This is a genomic window from Truepera sp. (assembly GCA_032027045.1).
Classification (GTDB): domain Bacteria; phylum Deinococcota; class Deinococci; order Deinococcales; family Trueperaceae; genus JAAYYF01.
Map to the genome: position 1 here is coordinate 405277 of JAVSMU010000001.1, position 24034 is coordinate 429310.

The following is a 24034-nucleotide window of genomic DNA, read 5'->3' on the forward strand; positions in this document are numbered from 1 at the left end:
CTCAGTCGTCGACCACGAAGTGGAAGATGTTGCTGCAGACCACGAGGTACACGAGGTCGAAGCCGGCCAACAGTTGCAGCCAGGAGGACGCCAACCCGACTTCGGCGCTGCCGAGCAGGGCCGCCTCCGTGGCACGTACGGCGCCCAGCATGACTGGCACCACGACGGGAAACATGAGGACCGGCAGCAACGCCTCGCGGGCCTGCAGGTTGGCCGTGAGACCGGCGTAGAAGGTGGCGATGACGGCGAACCCGAGCGTGCCCAGCAGCACCGTCAGGATGAGGACCCACCACGTTCCGGGTGGCGCGCTGGCGCCGTAGAGCCCGAACGCCAGGGGCAACATCACGACCCCAAGCGCGCTCAGGTACGCCCAACTGGCGAGGAGCTTACCGAGGTACAAGGACGCCCGCGATACGGGCAGCAGGAGGAGTTGCTCGAGGGCCCCCTCCTCGAGGTCGGCCTGGAAGCTCTGCGCCGAAGCGATGACGCCGGCGAACGCGAGCGCGACCCAGAGCACGCCCGGCGCGGCGCTGGCCATGAGCGTCGGTTCGCGGCCGAGGCCGAAGGCCATCATCACGAGGGTGATGGCGGAGAAGAACAGGGTGGCTACGGTAGTGGCGCGAGAGCGCAGCTCCTGCAAGAAGTCCTTGCGGGCGACCGCCAGGACCGCTACCAGGTCGGTCATGCGCCCGCCGCCGGGCCCCCGGGCGCGGTCTCGGCCATGCGCACTACGCCGCCTCGCAGTTCGAGGACGGCGTCCGGCCCTAGGCGGTCGCGGTCGGACTCGTGAGACGCCATGAGCACCGTGCGCCCGCGCGCCCTGGCGGCGGCCACACAGCCGTCGACGAGGTCCTTTCCCGAGTCGTCGAGGGCCGCGTACGGCTCGTCGAGGAGCCAGAGGTCGGGATCCAACAGGAGCAGCCTGGCCAGACCCAGGCGCTTCTTCATGCCGCTCGAGTAGGTGCGGACGAGCTTGTTCGCCGCGTGGTCGATGCCCACCTGCTCCAGCACCGCCCCCACCTCCTGCTGGGTGGCCGCGTGGGCGCCGGGCGTGAGGTCGAGGGCGAGGTCCAGGTTCTCCCGCGCGTCGAGCATGGGGAAGCTGCCGCCCAAGACGCTCAGGAGCCCCAGCCGCGCCCGGGCCATCGCACCCGCCTTGGGTAGTGCGAGGCCGAAGACGCGCGCCTCGCCGCTGGTGGGGCGCAGCCTCGTGGCGAGTAGCCGCAACAGGGTCGTCTTGCCGGTGCCGTTGGCGCCGCGCAGGACGACCAACCTGCCCGCGGCGATCTCGAGGTTGACGCCGCGCAGCACGAAGTCGCGACCCATGCGGCGGGTGACGTTCACCAGCTCGATGGCCAACGGCTCCTCGATGCTCATAGGCGGTCTAGGAGCCAGGTGGGCGTCACGTTGATGAGCATGGCGTTCAGCGCCGTGTAGGTCCCCGTGATCATGAGGACCCCGGCGATGAGGAGGATGACACCCGCGCCGCGCTCCACCCAGGGCAGGTAACGCCGGAAGCCCTTGGAGAAGCGCATGAACGGGTCGAGGAGCAGCGCCGCCAGCAGGAAGGGCACGCCGAGCCCCAGGGCATATACGGCGAGGAGGCCGACGCCGCTCGCGAGGGTTCCCGTGGCGCTCGCCATCGTGAGGATGGCGCCGAGGATGGGGCCGATGCAGGGGGTCCAGCCGGCCGCGAAGGCCATGCCGAGGACCAACGCGCCGAACGGCGACTTGGTCTCGCCGCTGTACTGCACGCGCGTGTCGCGGTAGAGCCACGGCAGCTTGATGACGCCCAGCATCACGAGCCCGAAGAGGATGACGAGGGCGCCGCCCACCAGCATGAGCACGCGCTGGTTGGAGCGCAGCACCGAGCCGAGGGCGCTGGCGCCTGCCCCGAGGGCTATGAAGACCAGTGAGAAGCCGGCTATGAAGGCCAGCGCGTTGCGCACCAGCACGACCCGCTTCGCCTCAGCACTGCCACCGACGTACGCCAGGTACGTCGGCACGAGGGGGAGCACGCAGGGCGACAGGAAGGAGAAGACGCCGGCGATGAACGCCACGCCGATGCCCGGCGTCACCATGGCAGTACCGCCGGCGTGGCCGCGCGCCCCGGCGTGGCCGGGCGCCCCGGCGCCTCGGACGGTGTACACGGGGTGGGGGAGAAGGGTGCAGCCATGACTAATCCAACAATGATACGTGACAAGCCCGCGCCTCCGGGAGGACATTGTTCCCTGGCGGGCACCCGGGCGCCCGAGGCGGTAACATGTGCGCCTGATTTCCCCCGGACCGTACGCTCAGCACCGCGGTCCCACCTGGAGGCGAGGATGACCGGACGGACAAGCAAGGCGTTGGGCGTGGCGTTCTTGGCGGTGACGCTTTTCCTGAGTTTCGCCAACGCTCAGGACACGCATGGGGTGGCTCCGTTGGAGCCCGCCCAGTCGGTAAGGGCGGCCTTCGTGCCCATCCTCAAGTTCGCGACCATGTACGTGGCCAAGGATCGCGGCTTGTTCGAGAAGTACGGCCTGAACGTCGACCTCGAGTCGGTCGCCTCCGGCACCGAGGCCATCGCGTTCCTGGAGCAAGGGCAGATCGACGTGGGTGGCATCGCCATCGTCACGTCGCTTTGGAACGGCTGGAACCAGGGCATCGACGTGCGCGTCTTCGCCCCGGGCGGGCTGGAACCGTTCGTCAACAGCCCGACCAAGGTACTCGTGCGCAAGGACCTCTACGACTCCGGCGCCGTGACCAGCGCCGCCGACCTCAAGGGCCGCACGGTCGCCTTCGCCGGCGGTCCCGGCAGTGGCGGCGAGTACCTGACCGCCAAGGCCCTGGAACCGGCCGGGCTCACGATCCGTGACGTGGAGATCGTCTCGCTGGGTAACGCCGACATCCCGGCCGCGTTCGAGAACGGCTCGATCGACGCGGCCCTCCTCGGTTCCCCCTACGCCGACCAGGTCGAGGCGGCCGGCACCGCCGTGCCGATCGCCACGGACCTGGTCCCTGGCCTCATGACGGTGGCCTTCGTCGGTTCCGGCAAGTTCCTCACCGAGCGCCCGGAGGCGGCCAAGCGCTTCGCGCTCGCGCTGCTCGACGCCGCCCGCCTGATGCAGGGCGACGATTACCTTGCACCGGAGAACATCGCGGCCTACCTGCACTACGTGAACTCCACCGAGGAAGCCATCCGCAAGGGCACCCCCGTGGTCTACGACCCGAACCTCACCATCCCGGTCGAGGGCCTCGCCGACGTCGAACGCGTGCACCGCGAGAACGGGCGCACCGACTACGACACGCCCATCGACCTCAGCAAGGTCGTCACCACCGAGTTCGCCGACTGGGCCGTGGAGGTAGCAGGTACCTACCAGCCGTGAGGAACGCGCCATAACAGGCCGATGAGCGACAAGATCGTCGCCCGCAACGCCGGTAAGACCTACCCCTCGAAGGCCGGTACCGTCACGGCCCTCGAGGGGTTCGATCTGACCGTGGCGGACGGAGAGTTTGTCTGCTTGGTGGGACCCTCGGGCTGCGGCAAGTCGACGTTCCTTCGCATCCTGGCGGGCCTCGACGAGCTGACTTCCGGCGAAGCCCGCGTCGTGCCGGGCGACGACCCGCGGCGGCCCCTCAACAACGTGGTCTTCCAGGAGTACGCCGTGTTCCCCTGGAAGACGGTCATCGACAACGTGGCGTTCGGCCTGCAGATGCGCGGCATAGGCAGGGCCGAGCGCTACGAGGTGGCCGAGCGCTGGCTGGGCAAGGTCGGCCTGAAGCGCTTCGCGAGGTACTACCCGTCGCAGATCTCGGGTGGCATGAAGCAGCGGGTGTCGATCGCCAGGGCCCTGGCCAACGACCCCGAGGTCCTCCTCATGGACGAGCCCCTCGGAGCGCTCGACGCGCAGACGCGCGCCGTGCTGCAAGAGGAGCTCATGCGCATCTGGGAGGAGACGCACAAGACCGTGCTGTACGTCACCCACTCCATCGAAGAGGCGGTGTTGTTGGGTGATCGCGTCCTCCTGATGACGGCGCATCCGGGTACCAACAAGTCGGAGTTCCTGATAGACCTCCCCAGGCCACGCGACCTCGCCACGACCGCCACCGCACGGTTCGCTTCGCTCACGGGAGCGATCTGGGAGGACCTGCGCGACGAGGTAAGGCGCGCCATGGAGGCGCAGGCGTGAAGGCTCCCGTCAAGGGGGCCGTGAAGCCCCGCGGCATGGCCCGGCGGCCCAGTCATGCAGAATGGCTGCTCCCACTCGCGGGCATGGTCGCGGTCTTCGCCGCCGCCAGCCTCCTCGACCTGTGGACCGGCTGGTGGTGGGCCGTGTTCGGGGTGGCGTTCGTGCTGCTGGTGATGGTGTCGGAGACGGCGGCCCGGCGCCTACCGTTCAGGTACCAAGGGCCTTATGAGAAGGCGCTGGCCTGGCTCTTTCCCATCCTGGTGTTGCTGTCTTGGGAATGGTTGAGCACGAGTGGGGTGCTGAACCCGCGCTGGTTCCCGCCGCCCTCGCGCATCGCGGGCGCGCTCTGGGACCTGACCGTCAACTACGACCGCTTCTCGGGCACCTCGTTGCTCGGGCGGCCCTGGCTGATCCCGTCACGCCTGGCCGAGGCGGGTTGGCCCGGCGTGGCGGCGCTCTTCGCGGAGAGCCACGTCTGGGCCACGCTCTCTCGGGTCATCGTCGGTTTCACGATCGGAGCCATTCCCGCGCTGCTCGTGGGCATCGTCATGGGCCTGAACCGCACGGTCCGGACGATGCTCGACGCCACCATGTCGGCCGTCTACGTGTTGCCCAAGATCGCCATCTTCCCGATCCTCATGCTGGTGTTCCCGGACCCGTTCGGTGAGGGCCCGAAGGTGACCGTCGTGGCCATCTCGGCCTTCTTCCTCGTCGCGCTCTCGACCATGGCCGGCGTGCAAGGGATAGACAAGGTGCTCATCCAAGCGGGCGGCAACTTCGGCGCCAACAGGTGGCAGATGCTCAGGCACGTCATCCTGCCGGGTGCCTTGCCCATCGTCTTCAACGGACTGCGGCTGGCGCTGGGCACCGCGCTCGTCGTGATTGTCGCGGTCGAGTTCGTGCGCGCCAAGACGGGCGTCGGTTACCTCGTCTATTACCACTGGCAGGTCCTCAGCACGCCCAAGATGTACGCCGCCCTCCTCGTCGTCATGGCGCTGGGGGTGGGCCTCACGGCACTTTTGCAGCTGGTCGAACGCTTGGCGATGCCCTGGAGGCGCTAGCCGTTCGCCCGGCGGCGGATAAGGCTGCCGCCCAGCAGCGGCCCGACGAACATGCGCAGGTAGTAGGTGAGGATCCTCCAGGCGAGGATCGCCGCCGCGACCGGGGCCCTGGCCTTGGCTTCGTCGTCCGTGGGAACGAGCACCCCGGCCGTACCGGGAGCGCGCTGAAACCCTTCGGCCGGCACGTCGGGTACTTGCGCCGCCAAGGGTGCGGTTTTCTTCGCCGACTCCTTGGTGCTGAGACGCATCAGGCTGGCGGTCCCGACCTCGAGCAGGCCAGTGCCCCCCGGTGTCGGGAAGAACGATGCCGCGACGGACGGGACCTGGGCGCTAGCCATGGTCACCAGTAGCGGTGCGTTCGGGCGCACGGCCGCGACCACCACGAAGAAAGTGAAGTAGGTGGTGAAGTAGACGGAGAAGGTAAGTAGGTTGAGGGCTCCAGTGAGTCGCCACCCGGCGTGGCGCAAGCTGCGGTTGGCCTGGTCGATGCGAAGGAGGAAGTCGTCCAGCCTCAGCCGCCAGCGCCTCAGCCCCGGCAACCGCATCACCCAGCTGAGGGTTCTGGTGAGCCAGTTCAGCCTCAACAGAAGCACGGCGACCAACAGGACGGAACCCGCGAACCAGACGGCCGCCACGATCTCCGGCGTGGCGCTGCCGAGGAGCGTCGTGGAGCGCCCGAGCAGCAGGATGCTGAGCGGTAGGGACCACGCGAGGAAGATGAGGTCGAGGGTCCACACGCGGATGTTGATGGTCCAGGCCTCGGCGGCCTTCATCCCACCCGCGACGAGCGTGAGAGCCGCGGCTGGAGCCTGGCCCGTGCTGCCGGGCGTGAGCGCGGCAGTGGACAAGCCCATGGCGTAGGCGCGTAGCGCGCCGAAGAGCGTCAGGTTCTCGCGAAGGTGGCGCGCGAGAAGCACCAGTCTGATCGCGCCGCTAAGGTAGTTGGCGGCCGCAAGACCCAGGCCGATGAGGTACGCCCAGGCCGGTACGCTTAGTGCCGTGCTCAGGTCCTCACCGAGGAGCCAGAACGACGCGATTATCCCCGCGACTCCGAGCAGGCTGGCGATCGCTACCGCACGGATCATGGGGCGCTTACGCGTTCACGCGGTTCTTGCCGAGCCTCTTGGCCTCGTAGAGGTTGTAGTCTGCGCGCTTGAAGATCGACGACTCGTCGTCGAAAGGTTCGCAGGTGGCTACGCCCACGCTCGCGGTGACGTGGACCTCGGCCGACTCCACCTCGAGCCTGGGGATGGCGGTGACGATCTTCCTGGCAACGTGCTCGGCGCCGTCCGCACCGGTCTCCGCGAGCAGGACGACGAACTCCTCGCCCCCGATCCTGGCCACCAGGTCGACCTCCCTGGTGCAGGCCACCAGGATGTCGGCAACTGCGCATAGGACCTCGTCGCCGACGGCGTGCGAGAAGGTGTCGTTCACGAGCTTGAAGTCGTCTACGTCGATCATCAACAGGCTGACGGGCAGGTCCCCGCGCCTGGAGCGCTGCAACTCCACGGTCAACCGCTCGTCGAACGCGCGGCGATTCGGAACGCCAGTGAGCGCGTCGGTTCGGCTCAGGCGCTCGAGCCGCGCCGCTTGCGCCTCAAGTTGCTTATGGAGCTCGTTGAGGTCGGCGTAGGCCCGCGCAAGCTCGACGTTGCGCAACCGGTCTATCTCTCGGTCCTTGCGGACGCGCTCGACATCGAGCTGCACCTGTAACACTTGCGTGCGCCGGTCGGAGAGTTGCCGCAGGGTACGGTCGTTCACTTCGTGGAAGCGCTTGAAGTGCTCCAACGCCTGTTCCCACCTGCCGAGGCCCTCCAGGGCCTCGCTCATGGCGTAGTGTGCTGCCGCCGTCTCGACCGGCGCGCCGCTGGCGGTGGTTCTGGCCACTGCCTCCGCCAACGGTGCGAGAGCCCGCTCGGGTTCCCCGTGAGCTATGAACACTCGTCCCAGGCCGAGCAGGGCAGTGCACTGGACCCGCTCGCGCATCTCGGGAGACGCGCGGACGAGACACTCCTCGAAGTGCTGCTGCGCCTCGTCCAGCAGGCCCTCCGCCAGGCAGAGGTCACCGAGGCTGATGACGGCCAGGCGCTGGCCGTACGCGTCCGAGCGCTCGTAGCACTCCTGGAAGGCTGCACGTGCCGCCGCGAAGTCTCCCTTGGCCTGAAGTGCCTGGCCGATGATGCGAAGCGCGGTGGACCTGTCGCGCTGCGCGGTCGGTGACGTGGGGGCCGCGGCGAGTCCGCGCCTTGCGTACTCCAGCGCCAGGTCGACCTGGGCCAAGTCCAGGTAGATGCGGGCTATCCCGTTGAGGGGCCCGGCCACCGCCTCGGGCCTGACCTTCTCGAGGGCGTCCAGCGCTTCGAACTGGTGGGTGAGAGCCTGCTCGTAGAGTCCGGCCGCCTGATGACACCAGCCAAGCCCCAGTAGGGCAAAGGCCGTACCCGTCTCGTCATCGAGCTGCCTGCGGAGGTACAGCTCCAACTGGGCGAGGTACAGAGCCTCCATGTAGTCCGCTTGGCGGAAAGCGCAGATCGCCATGGCGGTGGTGATTCGCGCAACCGGGTTCAGCTCCGCGTCGCCGAGCAGCAGAGCGCTCTGATCCCACGTCGCGGGGGAGGCCTTGGGATCGAGCCCGACGAGCACGAGCGCTTCGTAACCGAAGCGCAAGGCATCGTCGTAACGGAACTCGTGACTGGCTACTTCTGCCGCCTCTGCCAGGCCTAGCAGCCGGGCAAGCGGTGAACCGACTTCCTGCGCCATTAGCGGTAACTTTCCTCCGATTTCTACGCAAGAACCATCATCACCGACCGCGGAGCCCGCTGGTTAGGACGCCCCCTACTGATTCCAGCGGTCCGCGTACTCCGGGCTTGCGGTCACCGGCAACCTGGCGCGCAGGAAATCACGTTCGCTCTCGAGCCACTCCGGCAGCTTGAAGGCCAGGCCAAGCTCGTCGGCCGGTTCGTCGACCGTGAAACCAGGTTCGTCGGTGGCCACCTCGAGGATGGCTCCTCCAGGCTCCTTGAAGTATACCGACTTGAAGTAGAGGCGGTTCTTGACGGGCGTGGGAGTGAGGCCCGCGCTCAGGAGCGCCTCGCGTGCCTCCTCGAGACCGGTGGCCGACGCCCTCAGCGCGACGTGGTGAATGGCCCCGGACCCGAGGCGACCCTGAAGGGCAGACGGCACCTCGAGCAGATCCAGGTAACCGCCCGGTGGGTAGGAGAGTGGGTCGGCCGCCGGCTTTGGCCCTAGGCGCACGCGACGCGCGGTGCCGGCTTCGTCGCTTGCGATCACCTGCATGCCCAGTGCTCGTTCCAAGGCGGTCACCGTCGCATCCAAGCGGGGCGCCGAGAGCGTTACGGCATGAAGGCCCTGCGGCGCCAGGCCGCCAGGCAAGGGGGCCCCGGGCCAGTTCAGGAGCGGGCCCCCGTTCGATGCCTCGACCAGTTCCAGGGGCGTCCCATCGGGGTCCGCGAACGCCAGAACCCGTTCGCCGAAGCGCTCGAACGAGGAGTGCGCCAACTGGTGGTCGTCCAGCCGCTGCCGCCACGCGTCCAGGGCGCCCGCAGGAACACGGTAGGCCACGGCCGTGGTCTCGCCAGCGCCACGGACGGCCGGACCCGCACCAGGCCACGAGAAGAACGTCATCACCGTGCCTGGCTGGCCTAGGGGGCCGCCGAAGTAGAGGTGCCAGGTCTGCGGGTCGTCGTAGTTGACGGTGCGCTTCACGAGCCGTTGGCCTAGCAGCCTCACGTAGAACTCGACGTTGGCCTGGGGCCTGGTGGCGATGGCCGTCACGTGGTGAAGGCCTGAAGTTGCGAATGACATGCAGTAGAGCGTAGCAAGGAGCACGCGCCCCGCGGGCCGCCGCCCGTAACGTTGGGGCATGACGCCGTGGCCTACGGAGTTCGTTTCGGGCGGAACCGCGCCCTCGCCCAGCGAGGCCGACGGTCGCCTGCCTACCCTCGTCATGTTCTTCAACCTCGAGTGCGCGGCCTGCGTGGCCCGCGGCGTGCCCTTCATGAAGCGCATGCAGAAGGAACACGGGGAACGCATCAGGACCATGCTCGTCCACACATCCCATGGTCACCGGGAGTTGCCGCGAGATCAGGTGGTGCCGACGCTGGTGCGTTTCGCCGAGGAGTTCGCGCGCGTGGAGATGCCCGTCGCCCTCGACCTCTCGGGCGACCTGGCGCGTGCCTGGAAGATCGAGGGCACGCCGCACTGGTACGTGTTCGACGCTGAAGGCGAGTTGGCACGGTCCGTCTTCGGTTCACAGGACAACGCGCGCACCAGGCTCGAGTACCTGCTCGAGGAACTGACAGAGGGGCAAGGGGCGCAGGGCGACGGCTAAGGGGCGGTAGACGTCGGCTATTGAACTAAGCCGCGTCGTTGGGCTAACATGGCAAGGCTTGACGCACGGAGGCCGGTGACCCTCGCGGTTTTTTCGACCGGCACCCTTCGAAACGCGTCCGCTGCGGGCGCCCAGGCGCCGCGGCGCGCAGTTGGACCGTCACGGTCAACTACCTGGAGACGACGATGAAGTACAACAAAGGCGCCATCCTGCGCTCTATCGAGCAACCCTACGTGCGCACCGACCTCCCTGAGTTCGATACGGGTGACACGATCCGCGTCGACTACAAGGTCGTCGAAGGCAACCGCACCCGCGTCCAGGCCTTCGAAGGCGTGGTCATCGCCCGCAAGAACGGCAAGGGTGCACGCAGCACCATCACGGTGCGCAAGGTGTCGTTCGGCGAGGGCGTCGAGCGCGTTTTCCCCGTGAACTCGCCCCTGATCGAGAAGATCGACGTGGTGAAGCGTGGCCGCACGCGGCGGGCCAAGCTGTACTACTTGCGCGAACTGCGCGGCAAGGCTTCGCGGCTCAAGACCGACGTGGCCCGGCAGGAGCGCGACCGCGCCGTTGCGCGCGCGGCGAAGGCCGACAAGGGGTAGCCCCCGGACCGGAGATCATCGAAGCGCCCCTCGCTTTATGGCGGAGGGGCGCTTTCTTGTGCCGGTTCCGGGTCTTGGGCGGATCTGGATTGTGACCGCTTCAGATCGTGTGCGATCTGGATCGGGGCCGGATGCGGGTGCCCTGATTATTCGACGACCACTATGGCGTTCGGGTCGAACGTGCGCGGCGCAAGCACGGCCGCTGCGGTCGGCGTGGCTAGGAAGCGCTCGAGCCCGACGAGGGCCGCGCGGTGCATGGCGCCGGCCTTCTCCGCCTCCGACCGCAGTGCCCCGAGGGCGTCGTCGAAAGAGCGCCGCTCGCGGTGCGGGCGCGGTGCCGTGAGCGCCTCGAACTTGTCGGCCAAACCGAGCAGGATGGCCGTCAGTTCCTCGCGCTGCTGTGCGCTAAGGGTGCTACCCGGCGCGTCGAGCAGGGAGGGTGGCTCCGTACCCGTGTAGGTTTCGGTAACGGGGGCGAGGTCGGCCAGGTCGAGGACCCGCACGATGGTTTCCTTGGATATCGGGTGCGTGGAGCGCAGTAACTCGAGTTCGGTGTCGGAGAAAGACTTGCGACTATCCAACACTTCACTGGGCGTGGCCAGAAGGGCCACGTCGTGTAGGAGGGCCGCTCGCTTCAGGCGCCGCATGGCCGTAGCTCCCAGATGGTACGGCCGGTCGAGTTGCACCGCCGCACCAACGGCGAGTTCGCGAACGCGCTCGGAATGACGGTAGGTCCAAGGCGATTTGGCGTCGATGAAACGCCCGAAGCCGGTGAAGAGCCGGTCTACCCGCGAGGCCGAGGCGTAGCCGTAACCGTCGGGCTCGACTTCCAGAAGCAGTGTCTCGATATCGTGCGCGCCAAGCTGCTCCACGAACCGCTCGTCTTCGAGGAGTCGCAGTGAGTGCTCGACGAGGCTCGGGTCGAGCCGGTTGCCGCTAAGCCGTTTGAGTTCCCCGACCGCGTGCCCCGCTCCACCCTCGAACCAGGCGCTGACCAGGGCTTGGGAGGTGTTGAGAACGCGCCCGTACAGTGAGATGGCGTCGCCGGCGTAGGCCTCGGGCCTGCTGCGGCCGTCCCAGCGCTCGTTCTGCGAGAGGATCGCCTCGGCCGTGCCCCGGTTGAAGCCCATGTCGAGCGCGATGGACGCGCCGGTGCGGCTTCGGCGGCGCTCGATGGCCATCGGCCCACGAGCCTGCCCGATGAGGATATCGACGAAGCCTGCTACGCGTCCGCGCCACGGCGTGCTCGCCCTTAGAAGCGGCCAGGCCAGGGCGAACGAACCCCGCAAGGTGGTCAGGTCGGCATGGTGGAGCGCGTGGTAGAAGCCGTTGATGCCGGGCCCGTAAGTGTGCGCTGCAACGGAGCGGGCGCTGGTGGCGCCGAGATCCTTGAGGAGCGCCGCGAAGTAGACGTCCCGCAGCGCCGTGCGCTCGAGACCGATGGCGTTGCCGAGCTTAACCGCGGTCAGGGCCGTGCGCATGGCATGCGCCTGAGGCAACCCTTCGGCGGCGTCGATGGCCGGGGTCAGCGGTATCAAGAGCTCAGCAAGCCGTGGAGCCCGCACGGCGTCCGAGGTCGGTTTCGGAGCGACGGATACGGCATCGCGGTAAGCCGGTTTGCCGTAGGAGGCGGGCGCGACCGGGGGCTTCGAAGAGTTTTCCCGGCCTAGAGTCATGCGGCGATTATCCTGGGAAATCTCTTACAAAGGTCTTACTACAGCTAATTCCAGCCCTCCCTGACGCGAGTAGGGCGCGGCTGGGCGTTGCGACGGTTGGGGGAGAAGGCGTTGCCGAGTCGTGACGACCCGGGGCGTCCGGACCAACTAGTGCGCGCCCGAATCGGTCTCGTCGCATGCCCGAGCCAACCCACCGTCAAAGCGCAGCGAAGTTGACACCCCATGGCCGCCGTCTGTACACTTGCGTTCGCCCTCCCGGCCTGTGGCTGGGAGCGAGAACATCCCGTGGGGCCGTGGCGCAGTTGGGAGCGCGTCTGAATGGCATTCAGAAGGTCAGGGGTTCGAATCCCCTCGGCTCCACCACAAGAAATTGCGTCCTAGACGCAACCACGAACCCCGGCCAAGCGCCGGGGTTCTGTCGTTACAGGCCTCGTACAGCTTATGTACAGCTTATGAACCCACGTGCTCCTCGCGCGCTTCCGCCACGAAACGCGCCGTACGGGTGCCGAGCCGTTGGTTACGTCTGGTCAACCGGGGCAAGGAGTTTCGCGAGCGGCACTGCGGCTGCTAGGCGTTGCTCCTCGAAGAGGTGTGTGTACTGACGCAGCGTGAAGGCGGGGTTGGTGTGTCCGACACGGTCGGCGATGGTGCTGGCGTCGAGGCCGTGCCGGACCAGGAGCGAGACGTGGAGGTGGCGAGCGTCGTGGAGGCGAGCGCGTGGGACACCGGCCTGGTCCTGCAGCCGGTGCCAGACCCGCAGCACGTTGCGCTGGTCGAGGAAGGTGCCGATCTCGGTCGTGAACATGTGACCCGGGTTCGCCCAGCCTTCGCCTGCCAGTTCTAACTCGGCGTCCTGGCGCTGCCGGTGTTCCGCGAGGACCTCCAGCGTGTCAGCTGCGAGCGCCACCAGGCGCTGGCCCTTGGTGGTCTTGGTGCTGGCGAGGGTGAGGCGACCATCCTGCTTGGTGAGGTTGCGCCGGACGTGGAGGGTGCTGCCCTTCAGGTCGCTCCAGGTGAGGGCAAGTAGCTCGCCTATGCGTAGGCCAGAGGTGATGGCCAGGTAGAAGAGGGCGTGGAGGCGGTGCCGTTCGGAGTGCGCTAGGATGCGGCCGACCTGCTCGGTGGTCCATAGCGTCATCTCGCGCTTCTCGGCGCGGACGGTGTCGACCGCCGCGGCTGGGTTGCGCGGCAGGAGCTGCCACTTGACGGCCTGGTCGAGCGCCGTGCGCAGGGTGCTTCGGCAGTAGTTGCTCGTGTGGGGGCTTACCTCGTCGGCGATCTCGCCGAGCGCCGCCTGGATGCGTAGCGGCGTGAGCTTGCCGAGCCTCACGCGGCCGAGCTTGGGGGCGATGTACTTCTCGACCGTGTAGCGGTAAGACTCCACGGTGCGCGGCTTCACCTGGCGCGCCTTCTCGGTCAGCCAGCGCTCCAGGTAAGCGCCTAGCGTGGGGTCCTCGATGGGGATGCCAGTGCTGCTGGCTTGCTGGCGCAGATCCTCGAGTTTCTTGCGCACCTCCTCCTTGGTCTTGCCGTAGACGGTCTTGCGCAGCTGCTTGCCGTTCTCGTCGTAGCCGATGGTGGTGGCGGCCTGCCAAAGGCCGTTCTTGCGGCGGGTGATGCTGCCATCGCCCTTCGCGCGGCGTCGTGCCATGCGGGCGCTCCTTAGAAAGTGGGGGAATGAGAAGAGCCCAGCCGGGGGCTGGGCTCGGTGAAGTCGAAGGTCGGGTTGTAGGGAGCTACTAGATGACGGGCACGTGCTTCACTGCTTCCGCCAGAATCTCTAGCGCCTCGTCTCGACGCCCGTCCTGAAGAAGACCTAGACCAAGGGCCACGAGGATCTTGGTGTTGAGCATGCTCGGGGTCATAAGGGGGTTATCCGGTCGTTGGCCGGGCAGCAGGGTGGTCAGCGCGTAGAACGCTATGAGCCGTATGGCGTCATCTGGCACGCCGGTCAGGTCTACGCCGAAGGTCTCCTCGACTAGCGGGCTGCATGTGAGTGCATCCAGGTCCTGCCAGAACGTGGTGAGGAGGTCGGCAAGGCCTGGGGTTGTGGGTGGGACGCGTAGCTCCTCCTGAATGTGGAAGGCGGCACGGGGGAGGCGGCTCTTCCAGTTGGCGATCCGGACATTGGCGTCGGTGAGGTGCTTGAAGACGCTGCCGCTGTAGTCGATGAACTCGCGCGAGCGGTCGATGGAGGGGCGGATGGCGTGGGTCATGCTGTCTGTCTCCTTAGAGGTGAACGGCCACTGACAGAGCTGACAAAACCCCATCCGGCTGCGGAGGGTTTCGTCGGTTCTGTCGGTGGCAGCTGGGGTGTGTGGCTAGAGGTCGAGGTCGGCTGCGAAGTCGAGCAGTGGGTTGGTGCGGATGATCTCGGTGGGGCGGCCGGTGCCGGAGGGACTGCCTTCGAGGCGCAGCCAGCCGCGTCCGGCCAGGTGCTCGACGGCCTGCTGGACGCTGGCTTTGGTCTTGAGTCCGCGCCAGCCGCGCCGGTAGATGTCCCGCACGGAGCAGCCGTCCTCCAGCTCGCCGGCGATGAGACGGTGAGCGAGCTGGCGCACGTTCTCCGTCGTGCGCGTCAACTCGGGGGCATAGAGCTTGCGCGCGTGCGCCTCCAGGTACTCAGTCCAGCGGATCGCCAAGCGCAGTGCTGCGGCGCTCACCGGCCGCAGCTCGACGTCGTCGACGCTGTCGATCAGGTGGAACAGAAGCGCTAGCTTGCCGACGAGCGCTTGGTACTTACCTAGGTGAGCCTGGAAGGCTGGCGTGTCGCTCAGCTCGCGTGAGCGGAGGCGTCGCATGTGCGCAGTGAACCAGGCGTCGAACTCCTCCTGCGCCTCAGGGGTGAAGCGTAGGCCGGGCAACCGGCCCAGTTGACGTTCTAGTTCTGGATGGGCGGCCGGGTCGAGGTCGGCGAGCGCCTGGAAGAGGCGTTGCACGCCCTCCCGTACGGTGGGGTCGACGGGGCGGTCGACGTGCACGTAGTCGGTCAGCGGCTCCGGGTAGACGGCGAGCTGGAAGCGCTGCAGCAGGCCGTCGGACTGCCTGCCGCCGGAGACGGCGCCCAACACGTAGGCCTCCATCTTCCCGGGCTGCACGCCGCCAACGATGCTTAGCGTGAGGGCGGGCACATGGATGGTGCCGCGGCCGATGCGGTCGACGGTGTAGTTCGCCTTGGAGTTGAATGCCTCAAGGAAAAACTCGCGGTCGCCTTCACGGCCAGGCTTGTCGCATGAAACGAGCAAGCCCACCAGTTCGTCGCGAATGACCAGCAGGCCCCGTTCGTTGGTGCGGAGCAGCTCGGTTGCCATCTCTACGGTGGGGTCGTTAGTGGTGTAGCGCTTCACCGGGCGCTGCAACGCCTCGATCTCCTGGCTGGCGGCGGCGATCTGCTCGGTGAGCGTGATCGCGGGCGACGGGCCTGCCGCCTCCTTGTAGAGCTTCGACAGCTTGGCCTCTTGGATGGAGACCTTGGCGTCGCGCACGTGGCGGTCGGCTTCGTAGGCGGCTATGGCGTCTGCGGCGAGCCGTTCGATGTGGCGCGTGCCCTCTTGCAGGGCGGGGGACTTCATGGAGCTAGGCGGCGCGATGACGGCACCCCAGAGGTTGGGGACGACCTGCCAGGTGTCGTAGCGCTTGGGGTAGAGGCCGATGTTGCGCCCGGCGACGGCTCCTAGCGACACGACGGCTGGGATGGCGATCATCTCGACAGGCACGCTCATGCGCTCGGCCTCGTCGACCAACCAGGCGCGTAGCGGCTCTGGCAGGAGGTCAGGCGGCATGCCGGGCGCGACCTCAGCCTCGGTCAGGGGCAACGGCTGCGGCCAAGTGGCCTCGGGCTCCTCGGCGTCATCGGGGCAGCAGGCTCCATCGTGGAGCTGGTCGGCGTCTGCGGTCAGGGCAGCGTCAAGCTCAGCTTCGAGGCTGGCGAGACGCTGTTCGCCGTCCGCAGGCCAGTCGAAGAGGCTGAGGTGGCGGTACTCGGCGGTGAGCTGGTCGACGCGTCCGGGGGCGGCGGCCGGGCGCTGCGCGAGGGCGGTCAGCTTGCCGTCGATGCGCTGGAGGGTGGCGGATGGGGCTGTCATGCGCTGGTGGCGGCTTCGCGCTCGATGAACGCCTCGACCTCGCGGTGCGGGATGAGGATCTTGCGGCCGACCTTGATGTGCCGGATGCGTCCCGCTCGGAGAAGTTCGTAGACGTTGCCGCGGCCGATGGCGCCGCCAAGCGCGTAGCGGAACTCGTCGGGGCTGAGAAGGGGCTTCGTGTTGCGGTCTTGCACAAGAACTCCTAGCGCCTCCTCGTGGGCGGAGGTCGCGGTTGATGTAGGGGTGGCTTCTGGCCCACGCCCCTTCGGCTTCAAGTGGTTCGGGGATCGCGGCGTGACGCCCTACCAGTAGAGGTGAGGGCGCTTCGTGAGGGGCGGCGGGGCTCATTTGTCCGTGGTGCTGGGCTCAGAGTCCCGCCTGGCGAGGTGGTTAGTTGCTGACGAGCTATGTCTGATATGGCTTCGTGGCGGCCTGATGAAGTCCTCTCGTGCGACCCGAGTTGGGTGGGCTGCGGCTGCGTTGGGTTCTGTCGGGTGGGGAGCGAAGGGTGCGAGGCTCGTGGCCGCGCGTTCTTCAAGGTTAGTCGGGGCTGCTCAGAGCTTGTTTTCGCGTTCCCTGTTGAAAGTTCGCGTTCCGTGTTGACAGCTCGGCCTGCGCGAGCAAGAGTGGCTTGTGGCGGGCGACTTCGAGTACATCCAGCCTTCAGGTCAGGCCTGCCTCAACCCGGCTTGCTCTTACTTCGAGGTGACCGGTCAAGGAAACATCCAACGCTTTGGAGTCACGGAGCGCCGCGTGCAGCGCTTCCGCTGCAAAAAGTGTCGGAAGACGTTTACCGAGTTGGCCGGAACGCCGATGCACCGACTGCGCCATGACGAAGCCACGGTGGTCGAGGCTGCAACCAAGGTCTTGTTGGGTGCGCAGTCGATCAGTGATACGGCTCGCGAGTACGGTGTGCCCTACTCGACAGTGAAGCGTTGGGTGGACGTGGTGCGTCCATACAGCGACCTGACCGACCAGGTCGAGTTGGTCCTGAATCGGCGCATGCGGGCCGTAGCCTGGAGGTTGGCTGTCCTGGAGCATGCTCTTTCGCTGGGCCTGTTGACTCGGGCTCGGTATGACCTGGCGACGGATCACATCACCGAAGGTTCTGAGGACGGCGCTGCTGTCTTTGCGGACGTTCTACGTGAACTGGTGACTATGCACGGCGATCTAGCGAAGCTGGGCGCGGCCGTGCGCGAGGAGTACGAAGCAACGCTGCGTGACCTAACCCGTCCAAGCCACTGAGTAAGGCGGCAGAGAAGTCAGGCGGCTCGTGGGTCTTGCAGTTCACGGGCGGCTGACCAGACGATGCGAGCTTCGCGCTCCTCAAGGGCGGCGAGGTCGGGTACTTCTCTACCGAGCACGCTCGTGGCGTAAGCGAGTTGGTCTCGTCGCGCTACGCCGAGCTTGGCAAGCTCCTTCTGCATGAGGGCGGCGCGTTTCGGGCCGATGGCGTCGCTTACCAGCTCCCGGCTCTGGGGCGCACGCTGCGGTGCTGCGAGCGTGGGTGATCCCTTGAGCTGCTTGGTGTTGGCGTCGTAGTCGACCCACTGGGTGGGTAGCGAGTAGAGGTAGCGGCCGAGCCCGAACTTGGTGCAGGCTCGCTTGAAGGCTTGCGCTTCGGCGCTGGTGCCGGCGATGTCGGGGTTGCTGTCGCCGCTTTCGCCGGTGCTGCTTCTGGTGACGTCGAGGATGGTGAGGTGGCAGATGAGTCGGTGTTCGCCCCAGGGGGTGAACTGGACGTGCCACTCTCCGGGCACGAGTAGGTTGAGGCGGTCTTCGTAGGCGCGTGGGTCGGCGTAGGCGAGGGCGATGGCTTTGGTCTTGTCGCGGTTGGTGGCTCCGGCGCGGTACTTGATCTCGCTGGCGTCGAACGGTTCGGCGAGGCGTTGGAGCAGGTTGTGCCAGTCGATGTTGTCGTTCATGGCGCTCCTTTCAGGGGCGGTTAGTAGATGCGCGGCCTGCGGTGGCCCGTGGGCGGTGTGGTGGGTTCGAGCAGCTGGGCGTTGTTTAGCGCCGCCTCTAGTTCGACGGTGATGGGGTGCTTGCTGCTGAGTTCGTTCTCGACCTCGCTAAGTAGGTCTTCGAGCGCCTGATAGTTGGCGGGAGTGACGGGGAGCTTGTGGCCTTGTGTGAGGCGCTGTAGGTGGAGGCGTTGGCTGGGGGTGAGGGCTCGTAGGTGTTGCCGGACGGCGTTGGTGGGGCTGCTGCCGTCGTCGTTGCGGCCGGTCCCGTGACAGTCGTCGCAGGGTTCTTGGCGTTCGGTGGGGAGGTAGTTGCCGTGGTAGGTGCTGTAGTAGCCGGGGCCGCCGACGTAGACGAGGTAGCCGTCGCCTTGGCAGGTGTAGCACCAAGGAATGTCGGGCTTCTCGCTCAGTAGGTCAGTGAGAGTGAGGGTCATGCGGCTAGCTCTCCTTTCGTGCTGGTGGCGCGTACGCGGCCTTCGAGGTCGGTGATGGGGGCGTGGAACCGCTTGATGCTGATGAGGCGTGCGGCGTCTTGGTGGAGTGAAGCCGTGAGGGTGAAGCCGTAGTGGTGCAGGAGGCGGTCGACGGCGATGAGCGGTTCGGGGTTGGTGATGGTGAGGCAGGCGAGCTTGAGGCTGTCGGCCTTGGTCTCGTGGAGGGTCAGGGCGGTCCTGGCGGCGAGGTCGGCTAGTAGCGCGTCGACCTGGTGGCCTTCAGGGCAGGTGGTGAGGGCGTGGATGAGGGCGCGGAAGAGTTGCGGGAGGGTCATGTCTGGCTCCTAAAGCGAAGGAGCGCCAGGACCTTAGTGGATCGCTGGCGCTAGTGGGAGTTCGGGTTGTAGGCGGCTCCAGTTGGTGAGTTGGTCAGGCTGGTGCTCCTTTCTGCTGGTCAACTGCTGACGAAGGTGAGTGGCGGGCGTTTGGACGCCTGCCCGGAGGACGTGGACGGGTTGGTGGGTTCCGCTTTTGGCTCGGTGCTGGCGGCGTCGGGGTCGGCCGTCAGTTGTTCGAGGATCTGGTCGGCGGCTTTGCTGGCTCGGTCTCCGGCTTGGATGAGGTCTTCGAGGCTGTCGGTCCAGCTGGCGAGGTAGGCGAAGGAGTAGGTGCTGGTGTCGATGCCGATTGCGTTGGCTACGAGGAAGGCGGTTGTTTCGGCCTCCAGCTCGGCGCCGTGGCGGTTCTCGCTGCCGCTGTGCAGGAGCATGTGCGCCGCCTCGTGGCATAGGGTCTTGAAGGCTTGGGTGTGGCTGAGGCCCGGCCGGATGGCGATGTGCTTGTCGGCTGGCCGGTAGACGCCGAGGGCGTGTTCGTGCTGGAAGTCCCAGCTGACGCGGACGCCTTTGCTGGCGCAGAACATGGCGAGGCGGAAGTGGAGTCCGGCGAGCTTTACCTGAGCTTCTGGCGTGTCCGTGAGCAGGCGGGGGCTGTCGCGTTGTGGGATGGGTTCGCCGTCGGTCTGGGCGAGGTCGAAGACGTAGACGGTCTTGAAGCCGACGAGGTTGAGCTGGTCGTGGTCGTCAGGATCGCGGACGAGTAGCGGCGCGAGGATTGCGATGCCCTTCTCGCCTTTGCGGACGAAGCGGTTGCTGGCCTGCCAGGTGCGGTACCCGGCGACGAGCTGCGCGTCGGGGCGCTGGGCGAGGATCAGGAGGGTGTTCATGTAGCTGTAGTTGTGGAAGCGCTGGCGGAACTGCAGGGCTCTCTTCCAGCCGTCGCTGGTCATGAGGTCGGTGACTCCCTTGTGGAGAATGTCGAGAGCTGCCTGTTTGTTGTCCTGCTTGGCGGTGGTGGTCATGGCGTGCTCCTAAACGAGAAAAGCCCCGACCTTCGTTAGAAGATCGGGGCGGTCTTGTGGTTGCTGGCTGGTGGCTGGAGAGGGGCGACGGTCTACAAGTCTGCTGCTCCTTTCAGTCTGTGGTGGGCGTTGGGGTTCATGCCTGTGGCATGAGAAAGCCCGCCGTTAGGCGGGTTCTCGGGTGGGATGCAACTGAGTGATGGCGGCGCTAGTGCCGGCGCTGCTAGGTTTCGAGTTTCCTATTTCGATCGCGACACGAAGCTGACAGGGGGAGGGGGGTCTAACAACCCCGCGGATACTCAAGTGTTGGGGGGCTACCCGGACCAGGAGGAGGGGGTACTTCTCAGAAGGCAGTACAGCCAGGCGGCCTTTGGCGGCGACAGAAGTCGGCCTTTTCCGCCCGGTCTGGTTTTGCTGCACCTTTCACGCCCAGCTATATACACAGACAAGCATCTGACCTGGGGAGTGGGTACGATAGGCCTATGCCACCTAAGGCGTTCATTTCGTATGCCTGGGAGTCGGAAGAGTTGCGTTCGTGGGTTCGTGACTTGGCTACCCGGTTCCGAGGAGATGGTGTTGACGTCACTCTGGACCAGTGGCATCTGGCGCCGGGTGACCAGTTGCCTCAGTTCATGGAAGAGGCAGTCAGAACCAACGACTTTGTCCTCATCGTGTGCACCCCCACATACAAGGCTAAGTCCGACTCTCGTCAGGGTGGCGTCGGATACGAGGGCGACATCATGACGGCAGAGGTAATGGCCGACAGGCAGCACAGGAAGTTCATTCCCTTACTGCGTATAGGCGAGTGGGCCGAGAGCGCACCGTCGTGGCTTCGAGGGAAGTACTTCGTTGATATGCGAAGTGGCGCCGCTGAAACCGGTTATTCGGACTTGCTAGCAACGATCCTCGGTACCCGCCAGCAAGCCCCGCCTGTGGTCGTTCAGAAGCGGCCAGATGGAAGTCAGCGCACGGCTCCCTCGCAGCCGGCTAACGCAGATGAGCCCATGCGCATCGTCGGCGTTATCGTGGATGAGGTAACCCAACCGACGCTCGATGGAAGTCCCGGAAGTGGACTTTACAGAGTTCCGTTCCGACTTTCGAGGGCGCCCTCAGTCGAGTGGTCACGGCTCTTCGTGGAGGCTTGGAACCGCCCCCCGCGCTGGACTTCTATGCATCGTCCTGGTATCGCGCGAGTGGTAGGAGACAAGGTGCTCCTTGATGGGACCACTATGGACGAGGTAAGGCGATACCATCGGGATACGCTTGTCCTTGCCGTTGAGCAAGCAAACGCTGGCCTGCGACGCCTTGAGGAGCGCCGCAAACTGGCGCAAGAGCAGGAGCAGCGGAAGCGAGAGGAACACGAGGCGCAAGTCCAGAAGTTGGCTAACGAGATTACCTTCGACTAGGAAACAGCGCGTCCTATTCGGCATGTAACGGTAGGTAGCGATAGGCGGCAAGTTCCGCAGTTGTTGCTCACAGGCAGACTCAGTGCGTGCGCTCGTTCCACGTGCCCGACGAAGCCTCTGTCCGTGCGAGATGTATCTTGGAGAAGGGTGTTTCTGTCCTTCTACTCCTGGGAGCCCGGCAACGCAACTCTCAGGCGGCCACTTAGGTAGTTGCAGCCACCTGCGCTTCCTTGTCTACACGTCAAAGCCGACAAGATGGGTATGTGCAAAGGTCAAAGCACACACTTACCTACTCGGGTCCACTGCTATGAGAGCGGGCAACTTGGTTCGCCAGTCGTCCATCAGCACCAGTTCGCACTGGACGGTTGTTCCGTCGTCGGTGAGTAGTTCCATCTGTCCGGCTGGGACGGTCCTGTCCCACTGGAAAGCGCCAGTGAGCAGATCGAGCACGGCCGCCTTGTAGGTGGTGTCGTCGTTACCCCCGAGGTGGTCGCCTTTGGTTTCTAGTACGGTGATGCGGTTAGCGGTTCCATCGGGTCGTGCGGCGAAGATGAAGTCGGGGTAGATCTTGCCGCGCCGCCAGCCCTGCACGTAGTACTGGTTACGGGCGACGTTGCGGTGCCACCAGTTGAGGGTTTCTTCGGCGTCAAGGTAGACGGCTACGTCGCGCTCGTCAGGGTTGAAGTCGGCGGCGTACTGAGGAGCGAAGAGGCTCTTCTGCAGGGGGCCACCGTCGAGCCCTACGACTTGCGGGGCGTTCTCGGGCTCGGTTGTGACGGAGGTAGTCGGCATGCGCCAGGTGGCGCCGTCGGCGCGGAGGCGGAACTGCACGTTGCCACAGGAGACCTCGTGGCGGAATAGTTGTTCGGCTTTCTCGTCGCGCTTCTCGGCGAGGTACTTGCGGAGTTCACTGAGGATGAGACTGGAGAGCTGGCCGAGGCGTTCGTCGGTGAAACCGCACGCCCTGAGACCGTCCAAGAGTTTGCCGACGATGTCGCGGGCTATCCAGGCGTTCTGCACGATGTCGGAGGTGAGCCTGACCAGGTAGGCGGGGTCGAGGGCGTGCACGTTCTTGTTAGCTTCGACCCTCTCGGCGACGATGCGTTCTTGGCCTTCGGTGAGGGTGATGCGTTGCAGCTGGCTCTCGGCCGCCTGGAAGTTCGTTGGTATGCGAGCGACAAGAGGTCTTACGTCGAGGTCGGTCCAGTCGATCTGATAGAGGATGTCCGTGTCGTAGTCGAGCAGGCGGGCTTTGCCGCGCTCGATCTTGAGGACTCGGGGTAGGTAGATCTCGGTGGTTCGGAACTCAGCGCGGCGTGGGATGTTGCGGGGACCCTTTGTCGTGCTGCCCGTTTCGTCCTCCTGGCGGACTTCTCTTACCAAGTCGCCGAGGCCGCCTTCTTCCAGGCCGGTCTTGACAGCTTGGACGACGTCTGCGGTGGAGGCGTGGTGGGCGTAGACGTAGCACTCGTCAAGGGCTTTGACGTTGGTCTTCTCGGCGTGAGGCTGCCTGAGTATGCGGCCGACGAGCTGGGTCATGCTGTTGAGGCTGGAGCTGGCTGCTAGCGAGCAGAGGACGTAGGCGAAGGGGTTGTCCCAACCTTCTTGCAGCGCTTGCTTGGTGATGATGACGCGCACGCGGTTGGTGGGCGCGAGTAGGTCTTGGTTTTCAGGGTTGTTGAGGTCGTTGGTGTCGGCGGTCTTGATGGCGATCTCGGCGTCCGGGTCGAGCCCGGCTTGCGCGAGCCACTCTTTGACGTCGAGGGCGTGGATGTGGTTGCCGTCGCGTTGGTCTTGGCCGGTGCGTTCGACTTGGACGAGCATGATGGGGCGGATGTAGTTCCCGCCGTTCGCTCGGTGCTCTTGAGCTGCTTCTTGTAGACGGTTGAGCCGTTCGAGGGCAGTGTTTAGGGTGTTGCGCCAGTCGGCATCTTGGAGGGTGGCGAGGTTGAGGGGCATCTTGATCATGCCCTCGCGCAGCAGCTCGACTCCTAGGACGTCCACGAGGACGTTGGCGTAGCGCGCCTCGCGGGGGTTTCTCCCGCCTCGCGCTGCGACGTCCACGGGAGTTGCGGTTAGTTCGAGGACGAAGGAGGGGTTGAAGCCGTAGAGCGTCCTGAACGCGAGGTCGCTGATGGCCCTGTGCCCTTCGTCCATAACGACGACGGGGCGGATGAGCCGGAGCGCGTTGCCGAGGGAGTCCTTGACCATCGGCCACATGCTTCCGGAGCCTGCGGCTGAGCTGTAGGCGTCGAGGTTCGGGGTGGCGTCGAGCGCGGCCTGGTGCGCGGCTTGATCGCCTTCTGGGGGGAAGAAGCCGTGGACGTCGCCGCGGTCCTGGAACATCTTGAGGGAGTCCTTGGTCTCGCGGTTAGCGGCTTGCAGCATGAGGACCATGACGCACAGGTGCGTCTCGACGTCGCGAGCGTTGAGAGGATCGTTCTTCTCCATGATCTTCACGCGGCCCGCCGCTGAGCGGTCCAGCATCTGCCGGTACGGGTGCTCGCGGTCCTTGAGCTGCTTTAGGGTCTGCGTGTAGATAGCTTCGTTCGGGACGATCCAGAGCACGAAGCCGGAGTTCTGGCCGAGGTAACGGCCCATGATCCGAGATAGCGAGGCGGTGGCAAGATAGGTTTTACCGCCGCCGGTGGGCACCTTGAGCACCACGTTAGGTACGCTGCGCCCGACGCCGTCCTTGCGAGGCGAGAAGGGGATGTTGGCGCGGGTGGCCGGCAGTTTGCCCGCCTGTTTCAGGGCTTCCCAGGCTCTCTCGGCGTGGTCTGGTACTTCCAGGCCGAGGTCTGGGTCTTGCTTGGCTAGATCGTGGACGCGGTCGGCGCGTTTCTTCTCGTCGATGAGGTGCGTCAGGTAGTCGTCAACGACGGTTAGGACTCGCGCTTGATAGTCCAGGTCGCGTAGCACT

23 protein-coding genes and 1 tRNA gene are annotated in these 24034 nt (G+C 66.0%); 8 read left to right on the forward strand and 16 right to left on the reverse strand.

Translation table 11 applies throughout. The features are described 5' to 3' along the window. Position 1: 1 nt before the first annotated feature. Genes ROY82_01750 through ROY82_01760 form a run of 3 tightly spaced genes read right to left on the reverse strand, consistent with a single transcriptional unit; the run spans position 2 to position 2150 of the window. Positions 2 to 685: a heme exporter protein CcmB gene (locus ROY82_01750; GenBank protein ID MDT3681190.1), complete on the reverse strand. Its 684-nt coding sequence runs from the start codon at positions 683 to 685 to the stop codon at positions 2 to 4. After that, the gene (ccmA, locus tag ROY82_01755) at positions 682 to 1377 is read right to left on the reverse strand and encodes a heme ABC exporter ATP-binding protein CcmA (GenBank protein MDT3681191.1); all 696 of its coding nucleotides are present in this window, start codon (positions 1375 to 1377) and stop codon (positions 682 to 684) included. Before ccmA ends, ROY82_01750 begins: the two co-directional genes overlap by 4 nt. Next, on the reverse strand, positions 1374 to 2150 hold the full coding sequence (locus ROY82_01760; GenBank protein ID MDT3681192.1) for a cytochrome c biogenesis protein CcdA: 777 nt from the start codon (positions 2148 to 2150) through the stop codon (positions 1374 to 1376). Before ROY82_01760 ends, ccmA begins: the two co-directional genes overlap by 4 nt. A 174-nt stretch (positions 2151 to 2324) precedes the next feature. Here ROY82_01760 and ROY82_01765 point away from each other — a divergent pair, with 174 nt between their 5' ends. The 3 genes from ROY82_01765 to ROY82_01775 are packed head-to-tail and all read left to right on the forward strand — an operon-like array spanning position 2325 to position 5233. Beyond that, on the forward strand, positions 2325 to 3368 hold the full coding sequence (locus ROY82_01765; GenBank protein ID MDT3681193.1) for an NrtA/SsuA/CpmA family ABC transporter substrate-binding protein: 1044 nt from the start codon (positions 2325 to 2327) through the stop codon (positions 3366 to 3368). Between the two features lie 21 nt (positions 3369 to 3389). Next, on the forward strand, positions 3390 to 4172 hold the full coding sequence (locus tag ROY82_01770; protein MDT3681194.1) for an ABC transporter ATP-binding protein: 783 nt from the start codon (positions 3390 to 3392) through the stop codon (positions 4170 to 4172). Further along, positions 4169 to 5233: an ABC transporter permease gene (locus tag ROY82_01775; protein ID MDT3681195.1), complete on the forward strand. Its 1065-nt coding sequence runs from the start codon at positions 4169 to 4171 to the stop codon at positions 5231 to 5233. The genes ROY82_01770 and ROY82_01775 overlap by 4 nt, the downstream gene beginning before the upstream one ends. On the opposite strand, the gene ROY82_01780 is transcribed toward ROY82_01775, so the two are convergent. The 3 genes from ROY82_01780 to ROY82_01790 form a co-directional block, all read right to left on the reverse strand. After that, the gene (locus tag ROY82_01780) at positions 5230 to 6318 is read right to left on the reverse strand and encodes a lysylphosphatidylglycerol synthase domain-containing protein (protein ID MDT3681196.1); all 1089 of its coding nucleotides are present in this window, start codon (positions 6316 to 6318) and stop codon (positions 5230 to 5232) included. The two genes, ROY82_01775 and ROY82_01780, sit on opposite strands and share 4 nt — an antisense overlap. A 7-nt stretch (positions 6319 to 6325) precedes the next feature. After that, positions 6326 to 7993 carry a diguanylate cyclase gene (locus ROY82_01785; protein ID MDT3681197.1) on the reverse strand — a complete coding sequence of 556 codons (1668 nt, stop codon included), beginning with the start codon at positions 7991 to 7993 and terminating at the stop codon, positions 6326 to 6328. Positions 7994 to 8068: 75 nt separating this feature from the next. Then, the gene (locus ROY82_01790) at positions 8069 to 9058 is read right to left on the reverse strand and encodes a VOC family protein (protein ID MDT3681198.1); all 990 of its coding nucleotides are present in this window, start codon (positions 9056 to 9058) and stop codon (positions 8069 to 8071) included. A gap of 58 nt (positions 9059 to 9116) precedes the next feature. Here ROY82_01790 and ROY82_01795 point away from each other — a divergent pair, with 58 nt between their 5' ends. Continuing rightward, positions 9117 to 9584 (forward strand): TlpA disulfide reductase family protein, encoded by a 468-nt coding sequence (locus ROY82_01795; GenBank protein ID MDT3681199.1) that lies wholly within the window; start codon positions 9117 to 9119, stop codon positions 9582 to 9584. Between the two features lie 185 nt (positions 9585 to 9769). Then, positions 9770 to 10183, forward strand: coding sequence for a 50S ribosomal protein L19 (gene rplS / locus ROY82_01800; GenBank protein MDT3681200.1), 414 nt, complete (start codon positions 9770 to 9772; stop codon positions 10181 to 10183). 146 nt (positions 10184 to 10329) lie between these two features. Here the strand turns inward: rplS and ROY82_01805 are convergent, their stop codons facing one another. After that, positions 10330 to 11664, reverse strand: a complete 1335-nt coding sequence (locus ROY82_01805) for a hypothetical protein (protein MDT3681201.1) — start codon at positions 11662 to 11664, stop codon at positions 10330 to 10332. Positions 11665 to 12146: 482 nt separating this feature from the next. On the opposite strand from ROY82_01805, the gene ROY82_01810 reads away from it, so the two are divergent. Beyond that, positions 12147 to 12222: transfer RNA gene (locus ROY82_01810), tRNA-Ala, on the forward strand. 154 nt (positions 12223 to 12376) lie between these two features. On the opposite strand, the gene ROY82_01815 is transcribed toward ROY82_01810, so the two are convergent. The 4 genes from ROY82_01815 to ROY82_01830 form a co-directional block, all read right to left on the reverse strand. Further along, entirely contained in the window at positions 12377 to 13510 is a 1134-nt protein-coding gene (locus ROY82_01815; protein ID MDT3681202.1) for a site-specific integrase, read from the reverse strand. An 88-nt stretch (positions 13511 to 13598) separates the two neighbouring features. Next, positions 13599 to 14075, reverse strand: a complete 477-nt coding sequence (locus tag ROY82_01820; GenBank protein ID MDT3681203.1) for a hypothetical protein — start codon at positions 14073 to 14075, stop codon at positions 13599 to 13601. A gap of 105 nt (positions 14076 to 14180) precedes the next feature. Continuing rightward, positions 14181 to 15944, reverse strand: coding sequence for a YfjI family protein (locus ROY82_01825; protein ID MDT3681204.1), 1764 nt, complete (start codon positions 15942 to 15944; stop codon positions 14181 to 14183). Then, a complete protein-coding gene (locus ROY82_01830) occupies positions 15941 to 16138 on the reverse strand; it encodes a helix-turn-helix domain-containing protein (GenBank protein MDT3681205.1) in 198 nt (65 codons plus the stop codon). The genes ROY82_01825 and ROY82_01830 overlap by 4 nt, the downstream gene beginning before the upstream one ends. 439 nt (positions 16139 to 16577) lie before the next feature. Here ROY82_01830 and ROY82_01835 point away from each other — a divergent pair, with 439 nt between their 5' ends. Further along, entirely contained in the window at positions 16578 to 17189 is a 612-nt protein-coding gene (locus tag ROY82_01835; protein MDT3681206.1) for a hypothetical protein, read from the forward strand. A gap of 17 nt (positions 17190 to 17206) precedes the next feature. Here the strand turns inward: ROY82_01835 and ROY82_01840 are convergent, their stop codons facing one another. The 4 genes from ROY82_01840 to ROY82_01855 all read right to left on the reverse strand — a co-directional run bounded on the left by ROY82_01840 (position 17207) and on the right by ROY82_01855 (position 19705). Beyond that, positions 17207 to 17869, reverse strand: a complete 663-nt coding sequence (locus ROY82_01840; protein ID MDT3681207.1) for a hypothetical protein — start codon at positions 17867 to 17869, stop codon at positions 17207 to 17209. A gap of 20 nt (positions 17870 to 17889) precedes the next feature. Then, entirely contained in the window at positions 17890 to 18345 is a 456-nt protein-coding gene (locus tag ROY82_01845; GenBank protein MDT3681208.1) for a hypothetical protein, read from the reverse strand. Further along, positions 18342 to 18680 (reverse strand): hypothetical protein, encoded by a 339-nt coding sequence (locus ROY82_01850; GenBank protein MDT3681209.1) that lies wholly within the window; start codon positions 18678 to 18680, stop codon positions 18342 to 18344. Before ROY82_01850 ends, ROY82_01845 begins: the two co-directional genes overlap by 4 nt. Positions 18681 to 18799: 119 nt before the next feature. Further along, a complete protein-coding gene (locus ROY82_01855) occupies positions 18800 to 19705 on the reverse strand; it encodes an ArdC family protein (protein ID MDT3681210.1) in 906 nt (301 codons plus the stop codon). 482 nt (positions 19706 to 20187) lie between these two features. Here ROY82_01855 and ROY82_01860 point away from each other — a divergent pair, with 482 nt between their 5' ends. Next, positions 20188 to 21111, forward strand: coding sequence for a toll/interleukin-1 receptor domain-containing protein (locus ROY82_01860; protein ID MDT3681211.1), 924 nt, complete (start codon positions 20188 to 20190; stop codon positions 21109 to 21111). Positions 21112 to 21396: 285 nt separating this feature from the next. Here the strand turns inward: ROY82_01860 and ROY82_01865 are convergent, their stop codons facing one another. Beyond that, positions 21397 to 24033 carry a DEAD/DEAH box helicase family protein gene (locus ROY82_01865; protein MDT3681212.1) on the reverse strand — a complete coding sequence of 879 codons (2637 nt, stop codon included), beginning with the start codon at positions 24031 to 24033 and terminating at the stop codon, positions 21397 to 21399. Position 24034 lies beyond the last annotated feature (1 nt).